Source organism: Terasakiispira papahanaumokuakeensis (assembly GCF_001709345.1).
Taxonomy (GTDB): domain Bacteria; phylum Pseudomonadota; class Gammaproteobacteria; order Pseudomonadales; family Halomonadaceae; genus Terasakiispira; species Terasakiispira papahanaumokuakeensis.
The window spans coordinates 2,066,032-2,089,846 of the sequence record NZ_MDTQ01000001.1 but is presented as its reverse complement, the minus strand read 5'-3'; the positions used below and the strand labels follow the sequence as shown (position 1 = coordinate 2,089,846).

General features: G+C 48.8%; 18 protein-coding genes. 10 read left to right on the top strand and 8 right to left on the bottom strand.

Annotated features, from left to right (window positions below; all coding sequences use genetic code 11):
* The first annotated feature begins 70 nt into the window (after positions 1-70).
* From tig to BFW38_RS09065, 9 genes are all read left to right on the top strand, one after another.
* Complete coding sequence (tig, locus tag BFW38_RS09105) at positions 71-1,372, top strand: trigger factor (RefSeq protein ID WP_068998097.1); 1,302 nt, start codon at positions 71-73, stop codon at positions 1,370-1,372.
* 90 nt (positions 1,373-1,462) lie between these two features.
* Entirely contained in the window at positions 1,463-2,080 is a 618-nt protein-coding gene (clpP, locus tag BFW38_RS09100; protein ID WP_068998096.1) for an ATP-dependent Clp endopeptidase proteolytic subunit ClpP, read from the top strand.
* Positions 2,081-2,319: 239 nt separating this feature from the next.
* Positions 2,320-3,603 carry an ATP-dependent Clp protease ATP-binding subunit ClpX gene (gene clpX, locus BFW38_RS09095; protein ID WP_068998095.1) on the top strand — a complete coding sequence of 428 codons (1,284 nt, stop codon included), beginning with the start codon at positions 2,320-2,322 and terminating at the stop codon, positions 3,601-3,603.
* A 224-nt stretch (positions 3,604-3,827) separates the two neighbouring features.
* Positions 3,828-6,245: an endopeptidase La gene (lon, locus tag BFW38_RS09090; RefSeq protein WP_068998094.1), complete on the top strand. Its 2,418-nt coding sequence runs from the start codon at positions 3,828-3,830 to the stop codon at positions 6,243-6,245.
* A gap of 213 nt (positions 6,246-6,458) precedes the next feature.
* On the top strand, positions 6,459-6,731 hold the full coding sequence (locus BFW38_RS09085) for an HU family DNA-binding protein (protein ID WP_068998093.1): 273 nt from the start codon (positions 6,459-6,461) through the stop codon (positions 6,729-6,731).
* 419 nt (positions 6,732-7,150) lie between these two features.
* Positions 7,151-9,034, top strand: coding sequence for a SurA N-terminal domain-containing protein (locus tag BFW38_RS09080; RefSeq protein WP_068998092.1), 1,884 nt, complete (start codon positions 7,151-7,153; stop codon positions 9,032-9,034).
* 314 nt (positions 9,035-9,348) lie between these two features.
* Complete coding sequence (locus tag BFW38_RS09075; protein WP_068998091.1) at positions 9,349-10,647, top strand: DEAD/DEAH box helicase; 1,299 nt, start codon at positions 9,349-9,351, stop codon at positions 10,645-10,647.
* A 387-nt stretch (positions 10,648-11,034) separates the two neighbouring features.
* Positions 11,035-11,910: an SAM-dependent methyltransferase TehB gene (gene tehB / locus BFW38_RS09070; protein WP_069000342.1), complete on the top strand. Its 876-nt coding sequence runs from the start codon at positions 11,035-11,037 to the stop codon at positions 11,908-11,910.
* A 149-nt stretch (positions 11,911-12,059) separates the two neighbouring features.
* The gene (locus BFW38_RS09065) at positions 12,060-13,073 is read left to right on the top strand and encodes a zinc-dependent alcohol dehydrogenase family protein (RefSeq protein ID WP_068998090.1); all 1,014 of its coding nucleotides are present in this window, start codon (positions 12,060-12,062) and stop codon (positions 13,071-13,073) included.
* Between the two features lie 203 nt (positions 13,074-13,276).
* On the opposite strand, the gene BFW38_RS09060 is transcribed toward BFW38_RS09065, so the two are convergent.
* The 5 genes from BFW38_RS09060 to BFW38_RS09040 all read right to left on the bottom strand — a co-directional run bounded on the left by BFW38_RS09060 (position 13,277) and on the right by BFW38_RS09040 (position 19,743).
* Entirely contained in the window at positions 13,277-15,232 is a 1,956-nt protein-coding gene (locus BFW38_RS09060; protein ID WP_068998089.1) for a protein kinase domain-containing protein, read from the bottom strand.
* Between the two features lie 3 nt (positions 15,233-15,235).
* Entirely contained in the window at positions 15,236-16,540 is a 1,305-nt protein-coding gene (locus BFW38_RS09055) for a 2-oxo acid dehydrogenase subunit E2 (protein WP_068998088.1), read from the bottom strand.
* 14 nt (positions 16,541-16,554) lie between these two features.
* On the bottom strand, positions 16,555-17,532 hold the full coding sequence (locus tag BFW38_RS09050) for an alpha-ketoacid dehydrogenase subunit beta (protein ID WP_068998087.1): 978 nt from the start codon (positions 17,530-17,532) through the stop codon (positions 16,555-16,557).
* Entirely contained in the window at positions 17,525-18,715 is a 1,191-nt protein-coding gene (locus tag BFW38_RS09045; protein WP_068998086.1) for a thiamine pyrophosphate-dependent dehydrogenase E1 component subunit alpha, read from the bottom strand. Before BFW38_RS09045 ends, BFW38_RS09050 begins: the two co-directional genes overlap by 8 nt.
* 413 nt (positions 18,716-19,128) lie before the next feature.
* Positions 19,129-19,743, bottom strand: coding sequence for a YitT family protein (locus BFW38_RS09040; protein ID WP_068998085.1), 615 nt, complete (start codon positions 19,741-19,743; stop codon positions 19,129-19,131).
* A 161-nt stretch (positions 19,744-19,904) separates the two neighbouring features.
* Here BFW38_RS09040 and BFW38_RS17845 point away from each other — a divergent pair, with 161 nt between their 5' ends.
* Positions 19,905-20,147 carry a hypothetical protein gene (locus tag BFW38_RS17845; protein WP_139116585.1) on the top strand — a complete coding sequence of 81 codons (243 nt, stop codon included), beginning with the start codon at positions 19,905-19,907 and terminating at the stop codon, positions 20,145-20,147.
* Between the two features lie 591 nt (positions 20,148-20,738).
* Here BFW38_RS17845 and BFW38_RS09035 read toward each other — a convergent pair.
* From BFW38_RS09035 to BFW38_RS09025, 3 genes are all read right to left on the bottom strand, one after another.
* Positions 20,739-21,161: a hypothetical protein gene (locus BFW38_RS09035; RefSeq protein WP_068998084.1), complete on the bottom strand. Its 423-nt coding sequence runs from the start codon at positions 21,159-21,161 to the stop codon at positions 20,739-20,741.
* Positions 21,162-21,435: 274 nt separating this feature from the next.
* Positions 21,436-22,218 (bottom strand): molybdate ABC transporter substrate-binding protein, encoded by a 783-nt coding sequence (modA, locus tag BFW38_RS09030; protein ID WP_068998083.1) that lies wholly within the window; start codon positions 22,216-22,218, stop codon positions 21,436-21,438.
* Between the two features lie 318 nt (positions 22,219-22,536).
* Positions 22,537-23,475 carry an AraC family transcriptional regulator gene (locus BFW38_RS09025; RefSeq protein ID WP_068998082.1) on the bottom strand — a complete coding sequence of 313 codons (939 nt, stop codon included), beginning with the start codon at positions 23,473-23,475 and terminating at the stop codon, positions 22,537-22,539.
* Between the last annotated feature and the right edge of the window lie 340 nt (positions 23,476-23,815).

Sequence of the window (23,815 nt, the reverse complement as noted above, 5' to 3'; positions counted from 1 at the left end):
CCCTTAGAATTGCTGGCTTGTGCTGAAAAGTCCATATAGCCATAGTCCACAGTGTTTACGAGGATTGTCCATGCAAGTTTCTGTAGAAACGACTTCTACGCTCGAGCGCCGCATGACCATTCAGGTGCCGGCAGAGAAAGTTGACGCCGCTGTTCAGGATCGTCTGAAGCAGACTGCACATAATGTGCGTATCGATGGTTTCCGTCCGGGCAAAGTGCCCATGAGCATTGTCAAAAAACGTTTTGGGGCGGGGGTGCGTCAGGAAGTCGTTTCCGAGTTGATGCGTAACCATTTTGTGGAAGCCATTACTCAGGAATCCGTTAATCCTGCCGGCATGCCCGATATTGAGCCCAAGCAAAATGTTGAAGGCCAGCCGCTCGAGTTTGTTGCTACGTTTGAAGTTTACCCGGAAGTCGAGTTAAAAACGCTTGAGGGTGAAACTGTTGAGCGCCCCACTTCCGAAGTGACTGATGCGGATGTTGATGCCTTGATCGACGATCTTCGTCAGCAGCGTGCCGACTGGGAAGAAGCTGATCGTGCGGCGGAAGACAATGATCGCGTTAATATCAACTTTGAAGGCTTTATCGATGATGAAGCTTTTGAGGGTGGTAAAGGTGAAAACCATAACCTGACCTTGGGGTCTGGTTCCTTTATCCCCGGCTTTGAAGAGCAATTAATTGGCGCGAAAGCGGGTGATGATAAAGACGTCGTTGTCACTTTCCCTGAAGATTATCAAGCCGAAACGCTGGCTGGGAAAGAAGCCACATTCAAAGTTCACATCAATAAAGTCGAGGCACAAAAGCTGCCTGAGCTGAATGATGAGTTTTTTGCAGGCTTTGGCGTGAGCGAAGGTGGTGAAGAAGCTTTCCGTGCTGAAGTGCGTAAAAATATGGAAAACCAGCTTCAGCAGACTTTGCGCAATGCGGTGAAGCAGGCCGCTTTTGACGCTCTGTTGAACGTTAATGAAATTGAAGTGCCTAAAGCGCTGGTCGATAATGAAATCGATAATCTGCGTCGTCAGGCCGCTCAGCAGTATAACTTGGGCGATAACTTTGATTTCCGTCAGATTCCAGGCGACCTGTTCAAGGATCAAGCTGAAAAGAACGTTAAGCTTGGCCTGCTGATTAGTGAAGTCGTCAAAGTGAATGATATGAAGGCTGACGATGCGGATGTTGATAAACTGATTAATGAAATGGCTCAGTCTTATCAGCAGCCGGAGCAGGTGATTGAATATTACCGCTCCAATAAAGAGCTGATGGAGCAGGTGCGAGGTGCCGCTCTTGAGCAGCAGGTGGTTGACAAGTTATTAGCTCAGGCGCAGGTTACTGATGTGACCAAAACCTTTAAAGAGCTGACTGCACCGGCGCAATAATTGCGTAACGGGCATATGTTGATTGGGCGGTAACCCAAGCCACGGAACCGGCGCCCAGGCGCCGGTTCCACTTTCGGAGGCAAGTCAAGCATGAGCAAAGCGCTGGATATCCAGAACGCCGGCGGTCTGGTCCCTATGGTCGTAGAGCAGAGTGCTCGCGGAGAGCGTGCCTACGATATCTATTCCAGGTTGTTGAAAGAACGTGTTATTTTTCTGATTGGGCCTGTTGAAGATCAGATGGCAAACTTGGTCGTCGCCCAAATGCTATTTCTTGAGTCAGAAAATCCGGATAAGGATATTTTCCTTTATATCAACTCTCCCGGTGGCTCAGTGACAGCAGGTATGTCGATTTACGATACGATGCAATTTATTAAGCCTGATGTCTCGACGATGTGTATTGGTCAGGCTGCCAGTATGGGTGCCCTTTTGTTGGCTGGAGGCGCTGCGGGTAAACGTTATTGTCTGCCCCACTCGCGTGTGATGATCCATCAGCCGTTGGGTGGCTATCAGGGTCAGGCTTCTGATATTGAAATCCATACCCGTGAAATTCTGACGATTCGCGAAAAATTGAATAAAGTTTTGGCGAAACATACGGGGCAGGATCTTGAAACGATTGCTAAAGACACTGATCGTGATAACTTCATGGACGGTGAAGCAGCAGTCAACTATGGTCTAATTGATGCAGTGTTGGAGCAGCGTCCGGCATAAATGTTTTTCTGGAGACTGTTTTCTGGTAATGGTTTTCCGGTGATTGTTGTCTGGATCAAAGTCGGTGTGAAGAGACTTTAAATTAAAGTCCGGCGAAGGAAGCGTCGATTGAAAAGATTTGATATCTTTCGACATTTCTTTTATAGCGCTCCAATTCACTGAAGTGAGTGACAGGATCAGCCCTCTCTTGCTGATCCTTAAACAGGCCGAAGCGCCATGAGGCATGACGGGGTATTTGAATGACCGACGGCAAGAAAGACAAAGACAAGCTTTTATATTGCTCATTCTGCGGTAAAAGTCAGGATGAAGTGAAAAAGCTGATCGCAGGCCCTTCGGTCTATATTTGTGACGATTGCGTCAGCCTGTGTACTGACATTATTCACAATGAGCTGGCCGGTGATGACCTGCAGGAAGGGGAGGGTGAGCGTTTACCCACTCCGAAAGAGATTCGTGCGACTCTGGATGACTATGTGATTGGTCAGGATCGCGCCAAAATGGTGCTTTCCGTAGCGGTCTATAATCACTACAAGCGTTTGCGCCAACCTGCCAGTGAGCGCGATGACAATGTTGAGCTGGGTAAAAGTAACATTCTGCTGATCGGCCCAACGGGGTCAGGCAAAACGCTGTTGGCTGAAACGATGGCGCGACTGCTGAATGTGCCTTTTACCATGGCTGATGCAACCACGCTGACTGAAGCAGGTTATGTCGGTGAGGATGTTGAAAATATCATCCAGAAGCTGTTGCAGAAGTGTGATTATGATGTTGAGAAAGCCGAGCGAGGCATCGTCTACATTGATGAGATCGATAAGATTTCTCGTAAGTCGGATAATCCTTCAATCACACGAGATGTTTCTGGGGAAGGGGTTCAGCAGGCACTGCTCAAGCTGATTGAAGGCACTGTTGCTTCAGTGCCTCCTCAAGGCGGGCGTAAGCATCCACAACAAGAATTTTTGCAAGTCGATACACGCAATATTCTATTTATTTGTGGGGGCGCTTTTGCTGGTCTTGAGAAAGTAATCCGAGATCGCTCAGAGAAGGGCGGTATAGGGTTCAATGCCACGGTGAAAAGCAAGGAAGACAATAAAGCTGTTGGAGATGTGCTGGTTGATGTTGAGCCGGAAGATCTCGTGAAGTTTGGCTTGATTCCTGAGTTTATTGGCCGTTTACCCGTGATTGCGACTTTGGGTGAGTTAGATGAAGCGGCTTTGGTTCAGATTCTGAATGAGCCTAAAAATGCGCTGACCAAGCAGTATGCTCGCTTGTTCGAAATGGAAGGTGTTGAACTTGAGTTTAGAGAAGATGCCTTACGAGCTGTTGCTAAAAAGGCGCTGGAACGTAAAACCGGTGCTCGAGGTTTGCGATCTATTCTTGAAGGCATCCTGCTTGATACCATGTATGAAATCCCTTCTCTTGAGAACGTCTCAACGGTCGTGGTCGATGAAGGCGTCATTAAGGGCGATAATAAGCCCCTATTAATGTATGAAAATGACGAGCCAGAAGCCAAAGCCGTGAATAACGATTGATCGTTTATTGACGGTGGTACCGCAAAAAGGGCCTGCGGGCCCTTTTTTATTAGAAGCTCTGACGACTTAAGGTGGGCTTATACGTCATTCGGCTGTCTACCGCCTACCATTGCTTGGCTAAGTGCCTATTGAAAAGCATTGAGTGATCCCCATATCGACTGCATTGTATGCACCTGTCGCTATTTTCATTTTTCGGCAGGTCTGAGCGACGAGGAGCTTCTGCGATGACGCAGACAGAACACGAGCAGCATTTAACATTACCGCTATTACCACTGCGTGATGTTGTGGTTTATCCGCAAATGGTGATTCCGTTATTTGTCGGAAGAGAAAAGTCCATCCAGGCGCTAGAAGTTGCGATGGAGTCCGATAAACGCGTTTTCTTGGTGGCACAAAAAGATGCCGGACAAGATGATCCCACATTAAGTGATTTATTTAGTATTGGGACGATTGCCAATATCCTTCAGCTCCTACGTTTGCCTGATGGTACAGTTAAGGTTCTGATTGAAGGTGAGGCCCGTGCGCGTCTCGAACAGCTTGATTCTGAATATGATGATGAAGGTGAAGAAGCCTTTGTTCAGGCTCAAGTGGAGTGGCTTGATAGTGAAGGGCTGAACGATCGCGAGCAAGATGTCTTAACGCGCACCCTCATGAATCAGTTTGAGCAATATGTCAAGCTCTCTAAAAAAGTTCCCAATGAAGTCTTGAATACGCTTCAAGGCATTGCTGATCCGACCCGGCTTGTCGATACTATTTCAGCGCATATCTCGCTGGAAGTCAGTGAAAAACAGAAGTTGCTAGAACTGGATCGTGTGAGAGATCGGCTCGAACACTTGATGGCCTCTATTGAGTCTGAAATAGACTTATTACAGGTCGAAAAGCGTATTCGCGCCAAAGTGAAGCAACAGATGGAGAAAAGTCAGCGTGAGTATTACCTGAATGAGCAAATGAAAGCCATTCAGAGTGAGATGGGTGAGCTGGATGGCGCGGGCAGTGAAGCAGAGCAGCTTGCGAAAAAAATTGATGAAGCGGGCATGAGTAAAGAAGCGCGCGAGAAAGCCCATGCTGAGCTGAATAAGCTGAAAATGATGTCGCCAACCTCGGCCGAGGCGACTGTTGTTCGAGGTTATCTTGAGTGGGTAACGGGGTTACCTTGGAAAAAGCGCTCTCGTTCCAAAATTGATCTGCACAAAGCCACCGAAGTACTTGATACTGATCATTATGGGTTGGACGAGGTTAAAGACAGCATATTGGACTACCTCGCCGTTCAGCAGCGGGTTAAAAAATTGCGTGGCCCTGTGCTCTGCTTGGTTGGGCCGCCGGGTGTTGGTAAAACGTCTTTAGGCGCCTCTATTGCACGTGCGGTTAACCGTAAGTTTGTGCGTATGTCTTTGGGCGGGGTACGTGATGAGGCTGAAATTCGCGGCCATCGCCGTACCTATATTGGCTCAATGCCCGGTAAACTGGTGCAAAAGATGAGTAAGGTGGGGGTTAAAAACCCGCTATTTTTGCTCGATGAAATCGACAAAATGGGGATGGATCATCGCGGTGATCCTGCTTCAGCCTTGCTTGAGGTATTGGACCCAGAACAGAATAATAAATTCGGGGATCATTATCTCGAAGTTGATTATGACTTATCTGAAGTCATGTTCATCTGTACGGCTAACTCTATGAATATTCCTGGTCCTTTATTAGACCGTATGGAAGTAATTCGTTTACCGGGTTATACCGAAGATGAGAAGTTAAATATTGCGCGCCGCTACTTGGTGCCGAAGCAAGTTGATCGCAATGGCTTAAAGGCCGATGAGTTTGAGTTAGATGATGCCGGTTTGCTTGAATTGATTCGTTACTATACGCGTGAAGCGGGTGTGCGTGAGCTGGAACGTCAAATTACGAAAGTTTGTCGGAAAGTGGTGCGGGAGCTCGGTGAAGGTAAGCTGGAATCTCCTGTCACTTTGTCTGACCAGGAAATTGAGCATTATGCCGGAGTCCGTAAATATAGTTATGGGCTGGCTGACCAAGAAGATCAGATCGGCCGCGTGAATGGCTTGGCTTGGACGAGTGTTGGCGGTGAGTTGTTGAATGTCGAGGCCGCTGTTGTTCCTGGAAAAGGACGCCTGGTGAAGACCGGCTCGCTCGGAGATGTCATGCAGGAGTCAATTCAGGCTGCTTTGACGGTGGTGCGCAGTCGTGCGCGTTTACTGGGTATTCCTGCTGAGACTTTTGAAAAGCAAGATACGCATATTCATGTGCCTGAAGGGGCGACCCCTAAGGATGGCCCCAGTGCCGGCATTACCATGTGTATAGCGCTGGTCTCGGCCTTCTCTGGCATCCCTGTACGAGCGGATGTTGCAATGACAGGGGAGATTAATCTTCGGGGTGAAGTCTTACAAATTGGCGGCTTGAAAGAAAAACTGCTGGCTGCACGTCGTGGTGGTATTCGAAAAGTGATCATTCCTCATGAGAATGAGCGTGATTTGAAAGAAATTCCGGATGCCATTAAGGATGCTTTAGAGATTCATCCGGTGAAATGGATTGACCAGGTCCTTGAAATCGCGCTAGCCTACCAGCCTCAGCCACTGCCTCAGGAAGAGGCCTCGGGTCGAGATGAGTCGAGTGATGAATCACGAGCTAATGCACACTGAGATGTGAAAGACTGCTTTACTCGATATTTGGCTTGTATGAAAGTGTAAATGTTGACCTGGGTCGTGTACTGGCTGGGTGCTACTGAGTGTCAATGCCTCTCGTGTTAAGCTCGTAGCAGCCTGACCGTATTTATTGACAGCGCTGGTTCAAACCAATACCGGCGCTGGTTTGATTGAACAATGGATCAGATAACCTTGCTTAAGGGGTGAAATGTGAATAAATCTGAACTGATTGATGCCATTGCTGCGTCTGCCGATATTCCTAAGGCATCTGCTGGACGTGCGTTGGATGCGCTGATTGAAACTGTGAGTGGTTCTTTGCAAAAGGGCGAGCCTGTTGTTCTGGTAGGCTTTGGCACTTTTGATGTGAAAGATCGTGCTGCTCGCACCGGTCGTAACCCCCAAACGGGTCAGCCGATTCAAATCGCTGCGGCCAAAGTTCCTTCTTTCAAGCCTGGTAAAGCTCTGAAAGACGCGGTCAACTAGTCATACCGGTTACGAATGCCCAAAGGACGGGCGTTCCGAGTTGCTAAGTATGTCGTAAAGCGCACCTTCGGGTGCGCTTTTTGTTATGTGTTAAAGTTTTTGTTTTGCTAATGCTTATGTGTGAATAACAGTTTGCGAACCGTTATTGTCGAGTGAATGTTTTTGAATGCAACGGCCTACACATTATCGACTTAGTGTATGAGGTTGGATCAGAGGATTAATCGTGCAACTTCGATGAGGCCTGCTGGTTTGTTGACGCTAATTGGGCTGATTAGCCGGTGGCGTTGATGCACGATTGAACCGGATACAGACTTTAGAGTCGATAAGTGTGCGGGCAATTCTGTTACGGTCATGGCGTCGAAAGCCCAAGTCGGTATAATAAGACGCTTCTGAAAGGATTATTTTCGTTCGAGGGCTCCATGCTGCAGCGAATTCGAGAGAAGTCACAAGGTATCATTGCGTATACCTTGGTCGGTGTTATTGCCTTAACTTTTGCACTTTGGGGTGTACAGTCATTGGTGGGTGCCATGGGTAACGATGGCAGTACGATGGCGAAGGTTGAAGGAACATCGATCACTAGGCCTGATGTTGAGCGCCGGGCACAAGAAATGCTGCGTCAGGTGCTGTCGAATAATGATCAAGTATCTCCTGAAGATATTAATCAGGATATGCTACGGCAATTTGCATTGAATGAGCTGATTCAAAAAGCCGTTGTACGTCACTCTGCCGATCAGTTGGATATGCGGGTCAGTGATGCGTTGGTTGAGCGAATGATTGTACAAAACCCCGCATTCGCTGATGATCAAGGCCGTTTTGATGCTGAATTATTCAAGCAACGTTTGCGTCAGCAAGGGCTTACACCGGTTGCTTACCGTCAGCAGTTACATGAGCAGTTGCTTGCTCAGCAGTTGATCGGAGGTGTTGCGGCCTCTGAGTTCGTTCTGCCAGAAGAAGCTGCGGCAACGCAAGCGCTTGTCACTCAAACACGTGATTACCAATATGCGGTACTTTCCGCTAAAGCGTTGGCTGATAAGATCGAGCTTTCTGATCAGGATCTGGATACTTATTACCAAGCGCATTTGGATCGTTATATGGCACCTGAGCACATTCAGGTTCAATACGTCGTGTTAGATCCTCAGGACTTTGCTGATGATATTAACGTGACCGATGATCAGTATCAGCAAGCGTATGAGCGTTATCGTGAACAAATGAGTAAAACTGAGCAGCGTTCGGCCGCTCATATTTTGCTGACATTTGACAGCCCGGCTGAGCGTGAGAAGCAAATGTCTCGTTTGGAGACTATGCGTAAGCAGTTAGCTTCTGGTGAGGCTGATTTTGCTGATTTGGCTCAGCAGTATTCAGAAGATCCGGCCACTGCAGATAAAGGCGGTGAACTTGGGGTGATTCAGCCTGGCTCGTTGGATGATCAGTTTGAAACGGCATTAGATCAACTGAAAAAAGTAGGCGATATCTCGCCTGTTGTTGAGACACCTTATGGGCTGCATTTGATTGAGCTGACAGGATTAAATGCCAAACCAGTTCCGCCTTTGTCTGACGTCAAGTCTCAGTTGCGCCAACAAATTATTCAGCAGCCTCTAAAGGCCAAGATGAGTGATCGTATTGAAACTTTGAAGAACTTGAGTTTCAGTCGCGATCAGTTAACTCAGGTGGCTGATGAGATGAATCTCAAACTGTCCGAAAGCCCTATTCTAGTAAAAGGTCAGTTGACGGGGTTCTGGGCCGAAGATAAGGTGGCGGCCGCGTTGTTTTCTAAAGAGATCACTGAGGATCACTGGATTAGTGAACCTGTTTCACTTAAAGATGGGCGCTATGTGGCGTTCCAAAGTGAAGAGTACCAGCCTCGCCAGCAACAAGCCTTGTCTGAGGTTAAAGATGATGTGCGTAAGCAGTTGCTCAAAGAACGTGTTGCTGATCAGAACTGGGCGCGTGCAGAGCAAATGCTGGATGCTTTAGAGCAAGGTAAGCAACCCTCTTTGAGCTGGCAGTCAGTAGATAACGCTGCTCGAGGCCGCTCTGAAGCGCCGGCTGCGGTGAATCAACAGGCATTTAAACTGACACTTGATGCCCAAGATGTTGCACGAGTGCATTTATCTGATGGTGATGTTGCGCTTGTGAAGTTGAATGCGGTACACCGCCCCAAAGTGAGCCCGGACAGTGATGGTGTCAGCAACTTCCAGCAAGCTTTAATACGGCGCCAGATGCAGCAGCAACAGCAAATGATGCTATCTCAGTTGCGCCAACAAGCGGATGTTGAAATGAGTAATGGTGCTGGTCAGCCGTAAATGCCTACCCACAGGAGGCCTTCAGTAGGCCTCCTGTGCCGCTCTATGGGAATTAAGCCCGATAGGGCCTTCAAGATAAGACCTTTAAATGTCCTGCTTCATTTGAAGGTTGAATCAAGTTCATCAAGAGCGTGTCTTTTGAAAAAATACACGTCTGATACCGTCAGGTAGATTTGGGATGATGGTCATCAAAGTAAAGATGGCATCGTGCCCGTATTTCCTGTAAGCTTCACGCCCCCCTATAGGACTGGCCCTGATGTTGCGTCGTTCAGTCCGACACTGTGGGGCCTTAGTGACCTACAAGAGTAGACTGAATGAGCTTTGCCTCCCTGGGCCTGTCGGCCCCGTTATTGAAAGCCGTGCAAGATCAAGGCTTTGAAACACCTTCTCCCATTCAAGCACAAGCTATTCCCGCCGCGCTAAGCGGTCGTGATGTGATGGCTGCTGCTCAGACTGGGACAGGTAAAACGGCAGGTTTTACCTTGCCATTGCTGGAAAAGTTATCTCAAGGTAAGCCGGCGCGTAGTGGCCATGTGCGCGCTTTAATTTTGACCCCAACTCGAGAGTTGGCGGCACAAGTTAGCGATAGTGTAGTGAGCTGTGGTCGTCATTTACGCTTAAGTTCTGCTGTCGTCTTTGGCGGTACACCGATTCGTCCGCAAATTACCCGGTTACGTCGTGGCACCGATATTCTGGTGGCCACACCTGGCCGATTGCTGGATCTTTACCAGCAAAATGCGATGCGTTTTGACCGTCTGGAAGTGTTGGTCATGGATGAAGCGGATCGTATGTTAGATATGGGCTTTATCCACGATATTCGTCGGATCATTGGGTTGTTGCCTGAGTCTCGTCAAAACCTGATGTTCTCAGCAACTTTCTCTGATGCTGTGCGTAAGTTAGCGCGGTCGTTGGTGAAAGATCCGCTGGAAATTGCGGTTGAGCCAAAACAAGTCACGACTGACGCTGTTGAGCAGTGGGTGACGCCGGTTGATCGTAAACAGAAATCTGCACTGTTATCACGTTTGATCAACGATAATCAGTGGGATCAAGTCCTTGTGTTTACCCGCACACGTCATGGTGCAGACCGTTTAGCTGAGTTCCTTGATGATGAAGGCATCAAAGCTGAAGCGATCCATGGTAATAAAACGCAAGGCATGCGTCGTCGGACCTTGAATGGTTTCAAAAAAGGGAAGGTTCGGATTCTGGTCGCAACAGATATCGCTGCTCGAGGCATTGATATTCAAGACTTGCCTCAGGTCGTGAACTTTGACCTGCCTGATCAGCCTGAAGACTATGTACACCGTATTGGTCGAACAGGTCGTGGTGGGGCGACTGGCCAAGCGATGTCACTGGTCAGTGCTGATGAATTCCGCCAGCTCTCCGCGATTGAGCGCTTGATTCGTCAAACCTTACCTCGTCGTCCAGTTGAGGGGTTTGAGCCGACACGTGCCATTCCTAAAGCGGGCCCGAAAGGCGATAAACGCAATACTCGTGGACGTAAGCGCCCTGGTGGTAGTGGTGGTGGTCAGCGTGCACAGGGTGAACGCCGTCGTCAGCGCCTGGGTAACAGTAATGGTGGTGGCCAGCAGCAAAAATCTCGACGTACGGGTTAATCCCGACGTAAACCCCTTTAATGCGGGTTTGTAACTAGAGATTTAAAACCCGATCATTGATTTGATCGGGTTTTTTTATTGCGGTTTTCTTGTTGCTGTTGAGCCCTTTCTTGTCATTCTTTTGCTTCTCTCATATCAGGTTCCCTTGGAGCTTGGTCAATGATTATGATCAAGCCAAAATAGGCCTTCAGAAAGAGATCCTCCAGCTAATCTGTCATCTACTGAGCATCAAGCCTCTTGATGCTCAGTTCCTTAGACCACTGTCCTCATAATGAAGAATGCTTTGCAGACTTAAAATAGGCCTTTACCGGTGGAATTGACTGCGCGCAATATGATCATCAAAGTGATATCGAACTGATTTCAATGCTTGATATAGGTGTGCATCAAATGAGTAATTTAGTGTGCTATAAAGTATTACCTGAGTGGCAGTTCGAGACTTTGCCTAGAAGTTTTCGTGAGCAGCATAATACTCGGGCGGGGACTTGGGCTAAGCTTGAGATTCTATCCGGGCGGTTAAAGTATGAGGCGCTTGATGCTGATGGAAATGTGGAGGAGAGCGTTATTTTCGATCAGCATAGTGAAACGCCTTATGTAGAGCCTCAGGCATGGCATCGTGTTGAGCCTCTGGATAGGGACTTACGTTGCCAATTGTCCTTTTTCTGTCGGCCTCAAGACTATTACGCTAAGAAATATGGCTTAACCGCGCCTCATTCCGAGGTGATTGAAGCCGCTCAGTATATTCCCGCAGGTAAAGTGTTGGATATGGGGTGTGGGCAGGGGCGTAATACATTGTATTTGCAACAAAGAGGTTTTGAGGTCACGGCGTTTGATCGAAATGAAAAGTCGGTCGATACATTAACAACGATTATTCAGGATGAGCATTTATCTCATATCCGCGCTTTTGTTGATGATATTGGTCATGTCGATCTTAGTGAGCAATTTGACTGGGTTTTGTCGACGGTTGTGTTGATGTTCTTGGAAAAAAGCCAAATTGCGCATGCCATTAAAACGATGCAGACGTGTACCGTGCCCGGAGGGTATAACCTGATCGTATGTGCTGTCGATAGCCCGGATTACCCATTACCCGATGACTTTTTGTCTTTCGGTTTCAAGCCCAATGAATTAGCTGAGTATTACCAGGGCTGGGATTTCAAAAAATATAATGAGGATGTCGGGCATCTACATCGCCGGGATGCCTCGGGTAATCGGATTGCATTGCGGTTTGTGACGATGGTGGCTCAAAAGCCCGGCGTTAAGTTATAAGTGCGCCATTCGAATGGGATGATGGATTGATAGGCTGGATTGGCGTTCGAATATTCCACCTAATGTGGGGGCTTGTCTCACTCGCTTTTGCCCCCACATCGTTTCCCCATAGGGCCATATTGGCTTAGATCCGTTTGGGGAGTATGACCATGAAACAAATTCGTATTGCACAGCCGACAGGCCTTGATCAACTGACGCTAGAAGATGTCGCTGAGCCCGGCCAGCCAGGGCCTGGTGAAATTAAAGTACGTCTTTATGCCAGTTCACTGAATTATCATGATTTAGGTGTGGCCTCCGGTAATATGCCCGCTGCGCCGGGCCGGATTCCGATGTCTGATGGTGCTGGTGTTATTGATGCGGTAGGTGAGGGGGTCAGTGAATTCCAGGTAGGCGATGCTGTCGTGTCTTGCTTTTTTCCGCAGTGGCAAACAGGGCCTGTACCCGTGCAAGATTTTTCCGGAACGCCTGGGGATGGTATTGATGGATACGCAAGAGACGTTGTGGTGACGCCCGCACAGTGGTTTACGCATGCACCAAAGGGCTATTCTCATACTGAAGCGGCGACTTTGACCACTGCAGGCCTGACGGCTTGGCGGGCGCTCGTGGTTGAAGGAGGTCTTAAAGCGGGGGATACGGTACTGACGATGGGGACCGGGGGTGTCTCTATTTTTGCGTTGCAGCTGGCTAAAAGTATGGGCGCTCGGGTGATTGCGACATCGTCTTCCGATGAGAAGTTGGCGACCCTCAAAGCCATGGGGGCTGATGAGGTTGTGAATTATCGGACACACCCGGAATGGTCTGAGCAGGTTCAGGCGTTGACCCAAGGGCGAGGTGTTGATCAGGTTGTGGAAGTTGGCGGCCCGGCCACATTGGGACAATCCATTCGTGCTTGCCGTGTGGGGGGGCATATTTCACTCATTGGTGTACTGACAGGCTTTGATGGCCAAATTCCTACAGGCGAATTCATGCTAAAACAGCAGCGCTTGAAAGGGATTGTTGTGGGGAGCCGTGAGCACCAGCAGGCGTTTATTGCTGCGCTTGAGAGCACCGGGGTGAAGCCTCACATTGATCGTGCTTTTGCGCTGGCTGATTTGCGCGATGCTTTTGAGTATGAGATCAGTGGTCAGCATTTGGGTAAAATTGTCGTCGATTATACGTTGTAATTGGGGCAGCAGATGTTAATCCACTTTTCTGTTTTCTTGTGATAATGGCTGGGCGCTTCACTTAAAGCGCTCAGCTTTTTTTTATCGATCATTTTTCAAATGGCGATCAAAAAACGCGATTAACCGTTGATGATGACCGTTTTCTCCCTCGCTATTCGGGATATGATCTTGTCGTGAGTGGTGCTACGTCATGGCTGCACTCTTCAATCCTGTGAGCGTGAGGGCTCCATTGCTTTGGGGTTGCGCGGGTAGAAATGGTCGGGCAACCGGGTCTGTTTTGTAAAGTATCGAGTGTTTTTATAAGGCATTTTCATAAAGCCGGATACGCCAAGCCCTTGAATATCGGGAATCGCCTGGACAATATCGTTAAGTAGCGTTGCAAACGCTGTTTCTCGGCTGGCATCCAATAAAACATAGTGACTATGTAGCTTAAGGTGTGTGGGGAGCACTTCGAAGATAATGAGCCCGGTATGTCGAATCTCATTTAACTGAGCGATTTTATTTAAAATTGAGTGCGGAAGCTGAAGGAGCTCGTCAGGGTCATCGCCATCTTCAAAGTAAGAGTGATGACGACTCTGATCATCATCTGCTGGCGCAATGGACGCCATGGTGTAGGGAATATGCCAGTCTTTGGGGGGGGTAAAAGGTGATTGCTCATCGTCTCGATGTAGGTGACGCGTGACTTTGGCGTCAAACATACAACATTTAAATACGCCCTCATGATGTAGCGCTCTTGCCAGCGTGACCAGTGTGTTCACGGCATGAATAAACGGCAGTTTAAGCGTTGAATCATGTAAGTTCAGACTGGAATCAATTAACAGTTGCTCTTCACTCCAACGAATGGCAAGGCCGCCGACAATAGGATAGCGCCCCAAGCGACTGACGGCGGCCATAAGGGCACGTTCGGTCGGGCCCATGCCGTCCATGAAGTTTTTATAATACTTTTCCAGCTCGACATCGCCGACATAAGCTAAGACAGCGGGATCGGCTTGACCTTGACGCAGAAAGCTCAAACGCGAGCTGTAGACAACGGTTTCTATCTCGGGGTCGCCATCGTAATGCCAGATCGGAATCTGTGGTTTTAATGGTGGATTGGGTAAATCAAGCATGACCCAGTGTTCCATTAAGGGGCCTGAGCGTAACAGTTGATCCCCGGCCTGTTGCCGTTCAATGGGTGAACCACTGAGTAGTTGTTGCAACCCTTCAGCAAATGGGCGAGGTAGGCCGAGTGCTGTGGCCGGTATGGCTTCATAGCCATATCGGCAGGTCTGACCTGAGGCGATGGCATAAAGGGTTGCCGCAAACCCTTGTTCATCAAAACGAGGCGAGCTTGGATAACCATTGAGCTGCTCTTCCCCAATAAAATAAACATCACCTAATTTGGCATTCGTCTGATGGGCATGCTCACTGACTCGGGTCATTTGTGTGGGGCCGACTGGCAGACCTTGGTGGTCTTCTTGAGCGAACACGCTCGATCCCCAGTCGACGAGTTGTATTTGTTCCTGCTCGGAGTCAAATACAATATTAGAGGGTTTGATATCGCCATGAACTAAGGGGGTCGGTTCCCCATTGTCGTTGCGATGGTGACGTAAGGCTCTCAGTAAATCGATCAGCTGGAGTGCAATTTTGACGACCAGTCGTGGAGAGAGTGGCCCGTGCCTCAGGATATAACGATCCAAGTCTAAGCCCTGGGCTTTTTGTGTAATCAAAACAGATTGGCGTTGAATACGTGTGAACTCAATGACCTTTGGGATATTCGGATGCTCGATACGGGCTTGCATCCAAGCTTCCTCTTCTAAGCGGTCTTGTACGGCTTGAGGAAGATTAATGCGTGAGAACTTAAAGACGTAAGCTTGATGAGGCGCCAGCGTGGAGACTTGGGCCGTTGCGTTAGCGGTCCCTTGATGAGAACGCCTTGAATTGTCGGCCTCTTGTGCACCGAAAACAAAGCCATAAGCGCCCTTGCCGATAAAATACACATTACGAAAGCCTAGGGTGCGAAGTTGATCTTGGCAAAGCTGCACCCATTGCCGAATACGCTCAGCATCTTCATGGCGCATCAGATAAAGGGATTGCTCCTCGCTGATATAAAACTGTTGGAGCAAGGCCCTAGAGGGGTCTTCTGCGCTTGAGCTAGGGCGCTGGGGCAGCTTTGTCATGGGTTAACGCAGTTCAGTCAGCATGGTCACCGGTTGTTCCAAATAAGATTTCCATAGATTGCTGAAGCGCGCCATGGTGGCGCCATCAATAATACGGTGATCGCCAGACCAGCTGATCTGGATGATTTTGCGCGCTTCGACATCGCCTTGGTTATTGAATCGCGGCAGTGACTGCATGCGCCCTAATGCCACAATCGCGACCTCCGGTTTATTGATAATGGGGGTTGCTGTGGTGCCACCCAGTGCCCCGATATTGGAAATACTGATGGTGCCTTGTTTCATGCTGTCAGGGGGGAGCCGGCCGGCTCTGGCTTGTTCGGTGAGTTGAGTCACTTCAGCGGCAATCTCTCTTAAGGATTTGTGCTGAACTTGTTTGATGTTAGGCACCATCAATCCCATGGGAGTATCTGCAGCCATGCCAATATTGACATCATTCAGATACGTCAGCGTTGTGCAGTCATCATTCACTCGACTATTGAGGATCGGATAAGCCTGAATGGCGAGTGCCAGTGCTTTCATCATAAAGGGCAACAAGCTGAGCTTGATCCCTTCCACTTCAATCTCTTGTTTTAATTGCTGACGAAGCTGATCAAGTGTCGTGATATCAACTTCATCACTATAGGTGAAATGGGGAATACACTTGACGGCCTCTTCCATTTGTCGAGCCATCGCGGCGCGAACCCCTTTAATGGGCTCAGTGCGATCACTACCGGGTTGATGCGATGTGCCAACGGCAGGCATATTGTCAGCCGTTTGGTGTGAAGACGAGGAGACGTCGCCTTGATGATTCGACTGATCATTTAAAAGGTCTTCTTTTAAAAGGTCTTCTTTTAGCACTCGGCCATCTTTCCCACTGCCTTGAATTAGGCTTAAATCCAGTGAGCGTTCACGGGCAATGCGTCGGACCGCTGGGCTGGCAAGGGCTTTGCCTGGCCGAGAGACTGTCGTTGCTGATGTATTGTGATCTGATGTCGTGCTTTCGGAGCAAGGGTTTGCACTGTTTGAAGATGAGCTTTCCGCATTGAGAGCATCGCCTTGAGTGACTGTTTCGGTGGTCTCTTCATGGTCTGCGTCTACTTCAATTTCAAAAAGTGGCTGACCCACGCGTGCGGTCTCGCCTTGAGCCCAATAGAGCTGGCTGATTGTGCCAGTATGCATGGCGGTTATCTCAACCAGAGCTTTGTCTGTCATGACATCGGCGACGGGCTGGTCTTCTTCAATGGCTTGACCCGGCTGCACATGCCACTCGACCAGCTCACATTCAACGATGCCTTCGCCAATATCCGGCAGGATAAAATCAGTTTTCATATCATCCTCCGAGATCAATAGTTTAGGCTGTCGTGGATCGCATCCACTAGCTTCAATGCATTGGGTAAGTATTCTTTTTCCAATGCCAGGGGGAAGGGCGTGTCGAGCCCAGTGACTCGCATGATCGGTGATTCCAGTGAAAGGAAGCACATCTCTTGTAGGGTGGCGCAAATTTCAGCACCAAAGCCACTGGTTCTGGGGGCTTCATGGGTCACAATTAATCGGCCGGTTTTGCGCACCGATTCAGCAATGGTGTCACTGTCCCAGGGGAGTAGCGTGCGTAAATCAATGACTTCGCACTCAATACCTGATTCTGATGCTTGCTGTGCGGCGGCTTCTGCCACTTCGACCTGCGCGCCCCAGGCCACCAGCGTGAGATCCTGACCTTCGCGGACAATTTCAGCCTTGCTGAGCGGTAAGGTATAAGCGTCTTCAGGGACATCACCGACGGCGGCCCGGTAAAGACGTTTGGGTTCGAAGAATAAGACGGGGTCATCGTCTTGGATCGAGGCCAGCAACAATCCTTTGGCTTGATAAGGGTTACGAGGGACCACAATTTTAAGGCCTGGAGTGTGCGTAAAATAGGCCTCTGGAGATTGTGAGTGGTATAGGCCGCCGTGAATGCCACCGCCATAAGGGGTGCGAATGGTGAGGCTGCCGACATCAAACTGATTACCTGATCGATAACGGTACTTGGCCGTTTCGTTGACGATCTGATCGAAGGCCGGGAAAATATAATCTGCAAACTGTACTTCAGCGACTGGACGCATACCTTGAGCGGCTAAGCCATTGGCAAAGCCAACAATACCTTGCTCGGTCAAAGGTGTATTAAAGCATCGGTCACTGCCATATTTTTCCTGGAGTTGGCTTGAAGCCCGGAAAACTCCGCCAAATTGACCCACATCTTCGCCAAAACAGAGCACTTGTTCATCCGCTTTCATGGCGAGGTCCAGCGCACTATTAATGGCTTGCAATAAATTCATCTCAGCCATGGTGTAGCCTCCCTGCTGTTTTAGGATAGGCCTCAGGGTGTCGCTGAATATGCGCTTCCAGCGAGGCAAATTGGGCTTCTAAATGGGCAGGAACCTGCTGATAAACATCCGTCACTAGATCTCTTAAGTGAGGTGCGGGGATTTTCTCAGCGCGTTTCATGGCGTTAGAGACTGACTGCCGATACTCTTCTTTGAGTGCTTGATCTTGTGCCTCATCCCACCAGCCTTGAGCCATCAACCACAGCTTAAAGCGTTCTACAGGGTCTTTATGGCGCCATAATTGTTCTTCTTTGCGACTTCGGTAACCTGTCGGATCATCCGAACTCGAGTGAGCGCCGAGGCGGTAAGTCATGGCTTCGATTAATACTGGCTTTTGTGATTCAACGGCATAAGCTCGGGCGTCTTGTGTCGCTTTTAGAACCGCCAGCATGTCGTTGCCATCGACACGAATTGTGCGAATGCCATACCCCGGCCCTCGTGATGCGATACCATCGCCCGCATATTGTTCATGTGCTGGGGTTGAAATGGCGTATCCATTGTTGCGGCAAAAGAAAATAACAGGGGCGTGTTTGACTGCAGCCATATTCAATGCGGCGTGAAAGTCACCTTCTGAAGCTGCGCCTTCGCCAAAGTAGCAGATCACACAACTCGATTGTCCGCGAAGCTTCATCCCATAGGCATAGCCTGCCGCTTGTGGAAGCTGCGTCGTCAGCGGGGATGAAATGGTCATGTAATTAAGCTCGCGGCTGCCGTAATGCACGGGCATCTGGCGACCCTTACCTAGATCTTGCTCGTTAGAGAAGATCTGGTTCATGAACTGATCAACGGTAAACCCTCTGAAAGCCAGAGCGCCTTGTTCCCGATATTGCCCCATAATCAGATCATCATCGGTGAGGGCAGCACAGCTTCCAATATCGGCGGCTTCTTCCCCGGTTTCCGTCATGTAGAAGCTGATGCGTCCCTGGCGCTGGGAGGCCAGCATCCGTTCATCTAAAGCACGAATAAAACAACTGGTTCGATAAATCTTCTGTGCTAGAGACTGATCGATATCAGGCATGGTGGCGTCAGGGTAAACCTGACCGTCGGTTTGAAGTACACAGAATGTCGGTATTGCTTGTTGCAAGCTGTCTGAGAACACCGGTTGGTTGACCTGATGTTCTGCCCAATGACGTTGGTCACTCATGGCAGTACCTTCTTATTGTGTTTTTGGCTGGCGGATTGTGTCCGCATGAGCCGAACACGCTGAGTAGGATCACTACTCTTCATCTGACATCACTTTTCATCTGGCATTGTCAATTCATGTGTTCGGCACTGCTCAAAGCAATGTAGCGGTGTGAGGGGGGAATCACAATATATGCAGTTGACGTAAACGTCATTTTTTAGACTAAAGTCTATTTTGGTGGGTGATGAGACGAACGAGTAAACGCTCAATAAGTGCTTGAATCAGAAACCGGCCATCCATTTGCGGCCATCGGCTGGGCCAAAAAACTCTGGATTCAAAAGTCCTGAATTAAACTCTGCCGGCTTTCCAAAGGTTTGACTGCCCAAGGGGCTGGGTTTCCAAAAGGCTTGGTCAAAACGACTGCTTATAACGGCTCAAGACGACATCGCGCCTTGTATCGGGGCTGCGGTATGACGCTGGGTTTGAGCTTTACGATAGCGTCCCACGATCAAGGCAATTGAGGATACGCTGAGCAGTGCATAGGGGATTAAGTGCCAACCGAGTAGCAGGCCCGTGGCCAATAGAATTAAGGCATCGAGTCCTAATAACACGACCCCGGTATTCCAACCAAAGTGATGTTCTAACCAAAGTGCAGGTACATTCGTACCGCCCATCGAACTATTGTGCCGAAACAGCACGACCATACCAAAGCCCAGCAAACATGAGCCGGCGAGTACACCTAACAAGGGCGTGACATTCAGAGAGAGCTGAGCGTTTAGGCCATGGCTGAGTACGGCTACCAAGGTGACACAGCTGATAGACTTTGTCATAAAGCGCTGTCCCATCGTGAGCCATGCCATGATAAAGAAGGGCAGTGCAACGATCACAAGACTATAACTAATTGACAGTCCACTCAGGTGAGAGAGCAGCAAGGCCATGCCAGGGGCTCCGCCTGTCATGGTACCGGTCGACTTTAAAAATATAACGCCCAAGGCAATCAAAAAGCAGCCTTCTAATAAGCCTAAGGCATGAGATAAATGCTGCTTCATGGGGGGGGATCCTTTCTTGTGAGTCATCATCGATGGGTGATGCGTGATTGCGCATGTGGGGTCTAGCCTGCGAATTATCGGTGTTTACAGGCATGATCTCAAATGATGATGGGTTATTTGATGCATGATTTATATGCATGCCGCGGGATTGGTGGTGAGGTTTGGGCGTTTCTCTTATTCATGGGCTTAAAAACGATTTCATGGGTTTAAAAACGATAGAAAAAGACGACTCGATCGTGAACTTAAGCTTGCTGGAACCTATTGTGAGGCTTGCTTTCCAACTTAAAGCACATGGATGTGAATCCTGTTCTGGTCGTTTTTCCCGGCATCAAATGCCGGGTTTTTTATACGTCAATGCCGCCTTTTTGATGATGGATGTCAAGGGATATCCACATCGTACTTGAGTGTTGGTGAGGCGATGGCTGGGTCTCCACTTGTCAACCCTAAATTGTCTGGTCGAAGCTGATTTTTATTGATATCTGCGTGCCTTCTGTGTGTGGTGTGATGAGCCATACATAGCGCCATGCCGGGCTTTTAAAGCATTTTGTCAACCCCTTGACACGATGTTTTGAGAATCCTCTTTATGAGCTGGTGGCTTTTTAGCCAACCTGTCTCTAAGCCTGATAGGATAGCTTTTTGAGCGACTTGATCAATTGTTTTCCACTGAGTTATGCACAGCTTTTGTGAATAACCGATGTCACCGAAATTGGCGGTGGATAACCGGCTTGCAAGTGGTTATCGATAATTTTTCTCATTATTGTCCGGTTGATTATGACATCGGGATAAAAAACGCGTTAAGCGGGTGGGGCTAGTAAGCGGGTTAGGTTAGATTGGGGAGAGGCTGAGAAACCCATGCATGACAACGTGCGGGTATAGAAGGAAGAGATACAAAAAAGGAAGCGGGTGTCAGCGCTTCCTTTTTTGATAATAGCGATGATTTAGGTGGCCGGTACTGCAATAGCGCGCATTGAAATAATCAATGCTTCAGTGATGGTCTAAAAACCTGCCACTTGTTGTGGCATGTCCAAACTGAAGTGGCGTCTGGCGTAAGCCGCGACATCAACATCTTGATCGTGACAGAGGCGTTGACGATGCTGTGAATTCAGGTCTGCACGTTGACTGACGGCTAAACGAACGGCTGGTTCATTGTCAATGATCAGCTGCTCTAGTCGTTGTTGACTGAGGTTGCCTTTGCGAGCGGCCATGTGGCGCAGGCGAACATCATCACTGTTGGCCAGAGTATCTGCCAGTGCCGTTGGGAAGGAAGGGTTTTGCAGCATCCAAAAATGCCATTCTGGATAGCGCGTGTAGATGTCTTGCCAGACCGAGTCCTTGGCCGGTTGGGTCAATGCAAGCTGAAAGCCTCGCAAATCACCATAGTTCATCATTTCAGCATAATGGAAAGCGTCACGAATCATGGTTGGACTCAGGTCAGTGCAGTAGTCTTAGGTTATTTGATCTAGACTAAAGTATAAGGCTTGAGAGGGGGGATGATCAAGATCTATATCTTTGTATCTTTATGCTGTGGGGCTGCGGATGGGCGCTATTGATGAGCACTGTTCAGGCGCCGCCTTAATATCAGGGGGCGAATAGTAAGAGGAGCCTGATCCAGTCTTAAAGACCAATCTTCAAATGACGCGCTTTTAAAAGCCGATATGTGGCAATGAACTATTGAATTGACGATTGTTATTTTCAGAGGTAACCCGCCTGGAGTAATGCTGGACGTGCATCTTCACTGGTCAGGTAGCGCACTAGCCTTTGGACCGCACGGTCTCGGTTACTTTGATTCAACAGAATCATCGAATAATGAATAGGCTGGTACATACGTTGTGGAATACGCAGAACATCTCGCGCAGGCGCGACTTGCATGGATAAAAGTTCCCGATAATTAAAAAAACCTGCGCCGACATCACCCAATCGAATAAAGAGGGCGTTATCTTTTAAGGTCGGGGCTTCCACTAATCGTTTACTTAAACGGGATTTCAAGCCGGCGGCATTCAAGGCTTCAAGCGCGGCCTGCCCATAGGGTGATACCGTCGGATCCGGTAATGTGATCAACCGATCTTGTAATAAAAGAACATCAAGGTCTCGGGCACTCTCTTGAGGCGCCCATAAAGCCAGTTGGCCATCCACAAATTGACGGACTTCATCTGCATTGCCTCTTTGAACGAGCTTCAATCCTTCTTTGAGGGTAAAGCCAATGTAAAACGCGACTTCATTTTGTGTGCCAGAACGTAGGTTATTCCGAAAATCCTTGGTTGGGATGACCAATACTTCGGTAATGGTGGAGGGTTGTTGTTGGCGATATTCTTGTAGAAGGGCGCGTATGGGTTGTTCGAATTCAGGGGAGACTGCAACCTGAATACGACTATTGGCCCAGCTGGTCACCGATGTGAATAGAAGCAGAGCGGTTAAACACAAGGTGATCAGTCGTGGGTTGATTAAGCGATTGACTTGATGTCCACATCGTCTCATTAGTCTGTCCTTCATTCTGACGTTAAGCACTTTCGGTCGAGCCCTATCATATTGCTCGACATTTAATCCTTGGGTTAGACCGATGTACTTTACATGATCCATCTAATGAAGACTGAATTTTAACTCAATGTCCCGTCATTTCGATGTTTGGCATGGTGTCGATATTTTGATCTATGAACGGAAATGGTGGACATGCGCTTTGGGCCGGTGCATTTCAATTTAATACAGCGAACTCGCCGCTGAATACTGCTCGCGAGTCTTCAGCGGTTCATCGTGAGACCTTGTCAGACATTAATCAAAATCAAGCGGCTTATTCGATCAGGCAGGTAATGGTATGGCATTAGGTTTGTGTTGCTTGGAACGCCAGGCTGAGGGGGAGATGCCTGTGTTTTGTCGGAATTGACGTGAAAAGTGACTCGGTGTGGCGAAGCCTAGGTCATAAGCAATTTGAGTAATGCTACGTCGAGGTTCCATCAAAGCACGGCATGCCGCTTTAATACGCAGTTGTTGTTGATAAGCTTGGGGTGTGCAGCCCAACTCTTGTCGAAATAACCGATATAAGTGAGGTCGACTGATGCAAGCTGCGCGAGTTAATGCGACTGGATCGAAAGGTTCATGCGCATGCTGCTCAAGCCACTTAAGGGCCGCCTCTAGGCTGTGATGAGGGGGATTGGGGGATAGCGACTGCTGGATGAGTAATGCTCGCGTCTGGTGACGTAACATTCTGACAATGAGCTCACTGATTGCTAAATCAATGAGATAGCTGCGATCAGGATCGGGCTCGCAAAATAAAGTTACCAAGCGTTCCAGCAGTTGCTGGGTTGCCGCACCGTGGGTTGTGTGAATGACTTGTGGTGAGTATTGCCAGTCAGGTAGTTCATCGTGTCGCGGTTGCTTTTGATTGAGTCGGGTGAGTTCTTGCTCTATCCGATCTTGATCAATATGCAATGCCATGCATGTCGTGGGGTGATCCGGTTGTGCCTCTGGGAAATCAATATGGACGGTTTGTCCTGGCGCCATTACAAATGATTCGTAGGGTAGGAACTCGCTGGCCGTTTGATCCGCCTGATGCATAACTTTTTTGCCTTGCAACATACCGCAAAAAAGCAGTGCTTCAGCATGTAACGGAACTCTATTGGCGGGTTCATAGGTGTCATAGAGGCTTAATTCCAGGTTGCCATTATGAAAGCTGATACGATTTTCAATCCATTGGGTTGGCTTGGCCCTGGCGGCCTTTAATCGAGAGATCTGAAACATGGGACACCCTCTGATTTATCGTTATTAGCCCATTAAACACCGAGCTTGCCTGATATTGATCAAGGAGACTATTGGCGTAACGTCTTAGGCTGAATCTGGGGCACTTGCTAACTTGCCTCATGTTATCGCGATGCCAATGTCATATCTGTGTTCTATATGGGGTCAACTTTGCGACTGTTCCAGTCATCGTCTTTCGGCACCCTACTTCTGCTGTCTTGCGCGATGGCTGTTGCGTGATTGACTATGCTGAACATACGCTGACTTGCACTCACTCAAGGCTGTTCTCTGATGATGCCATGAGATTTAAGGAACACTGCTTGCGACTCACAGACAAGCAGTA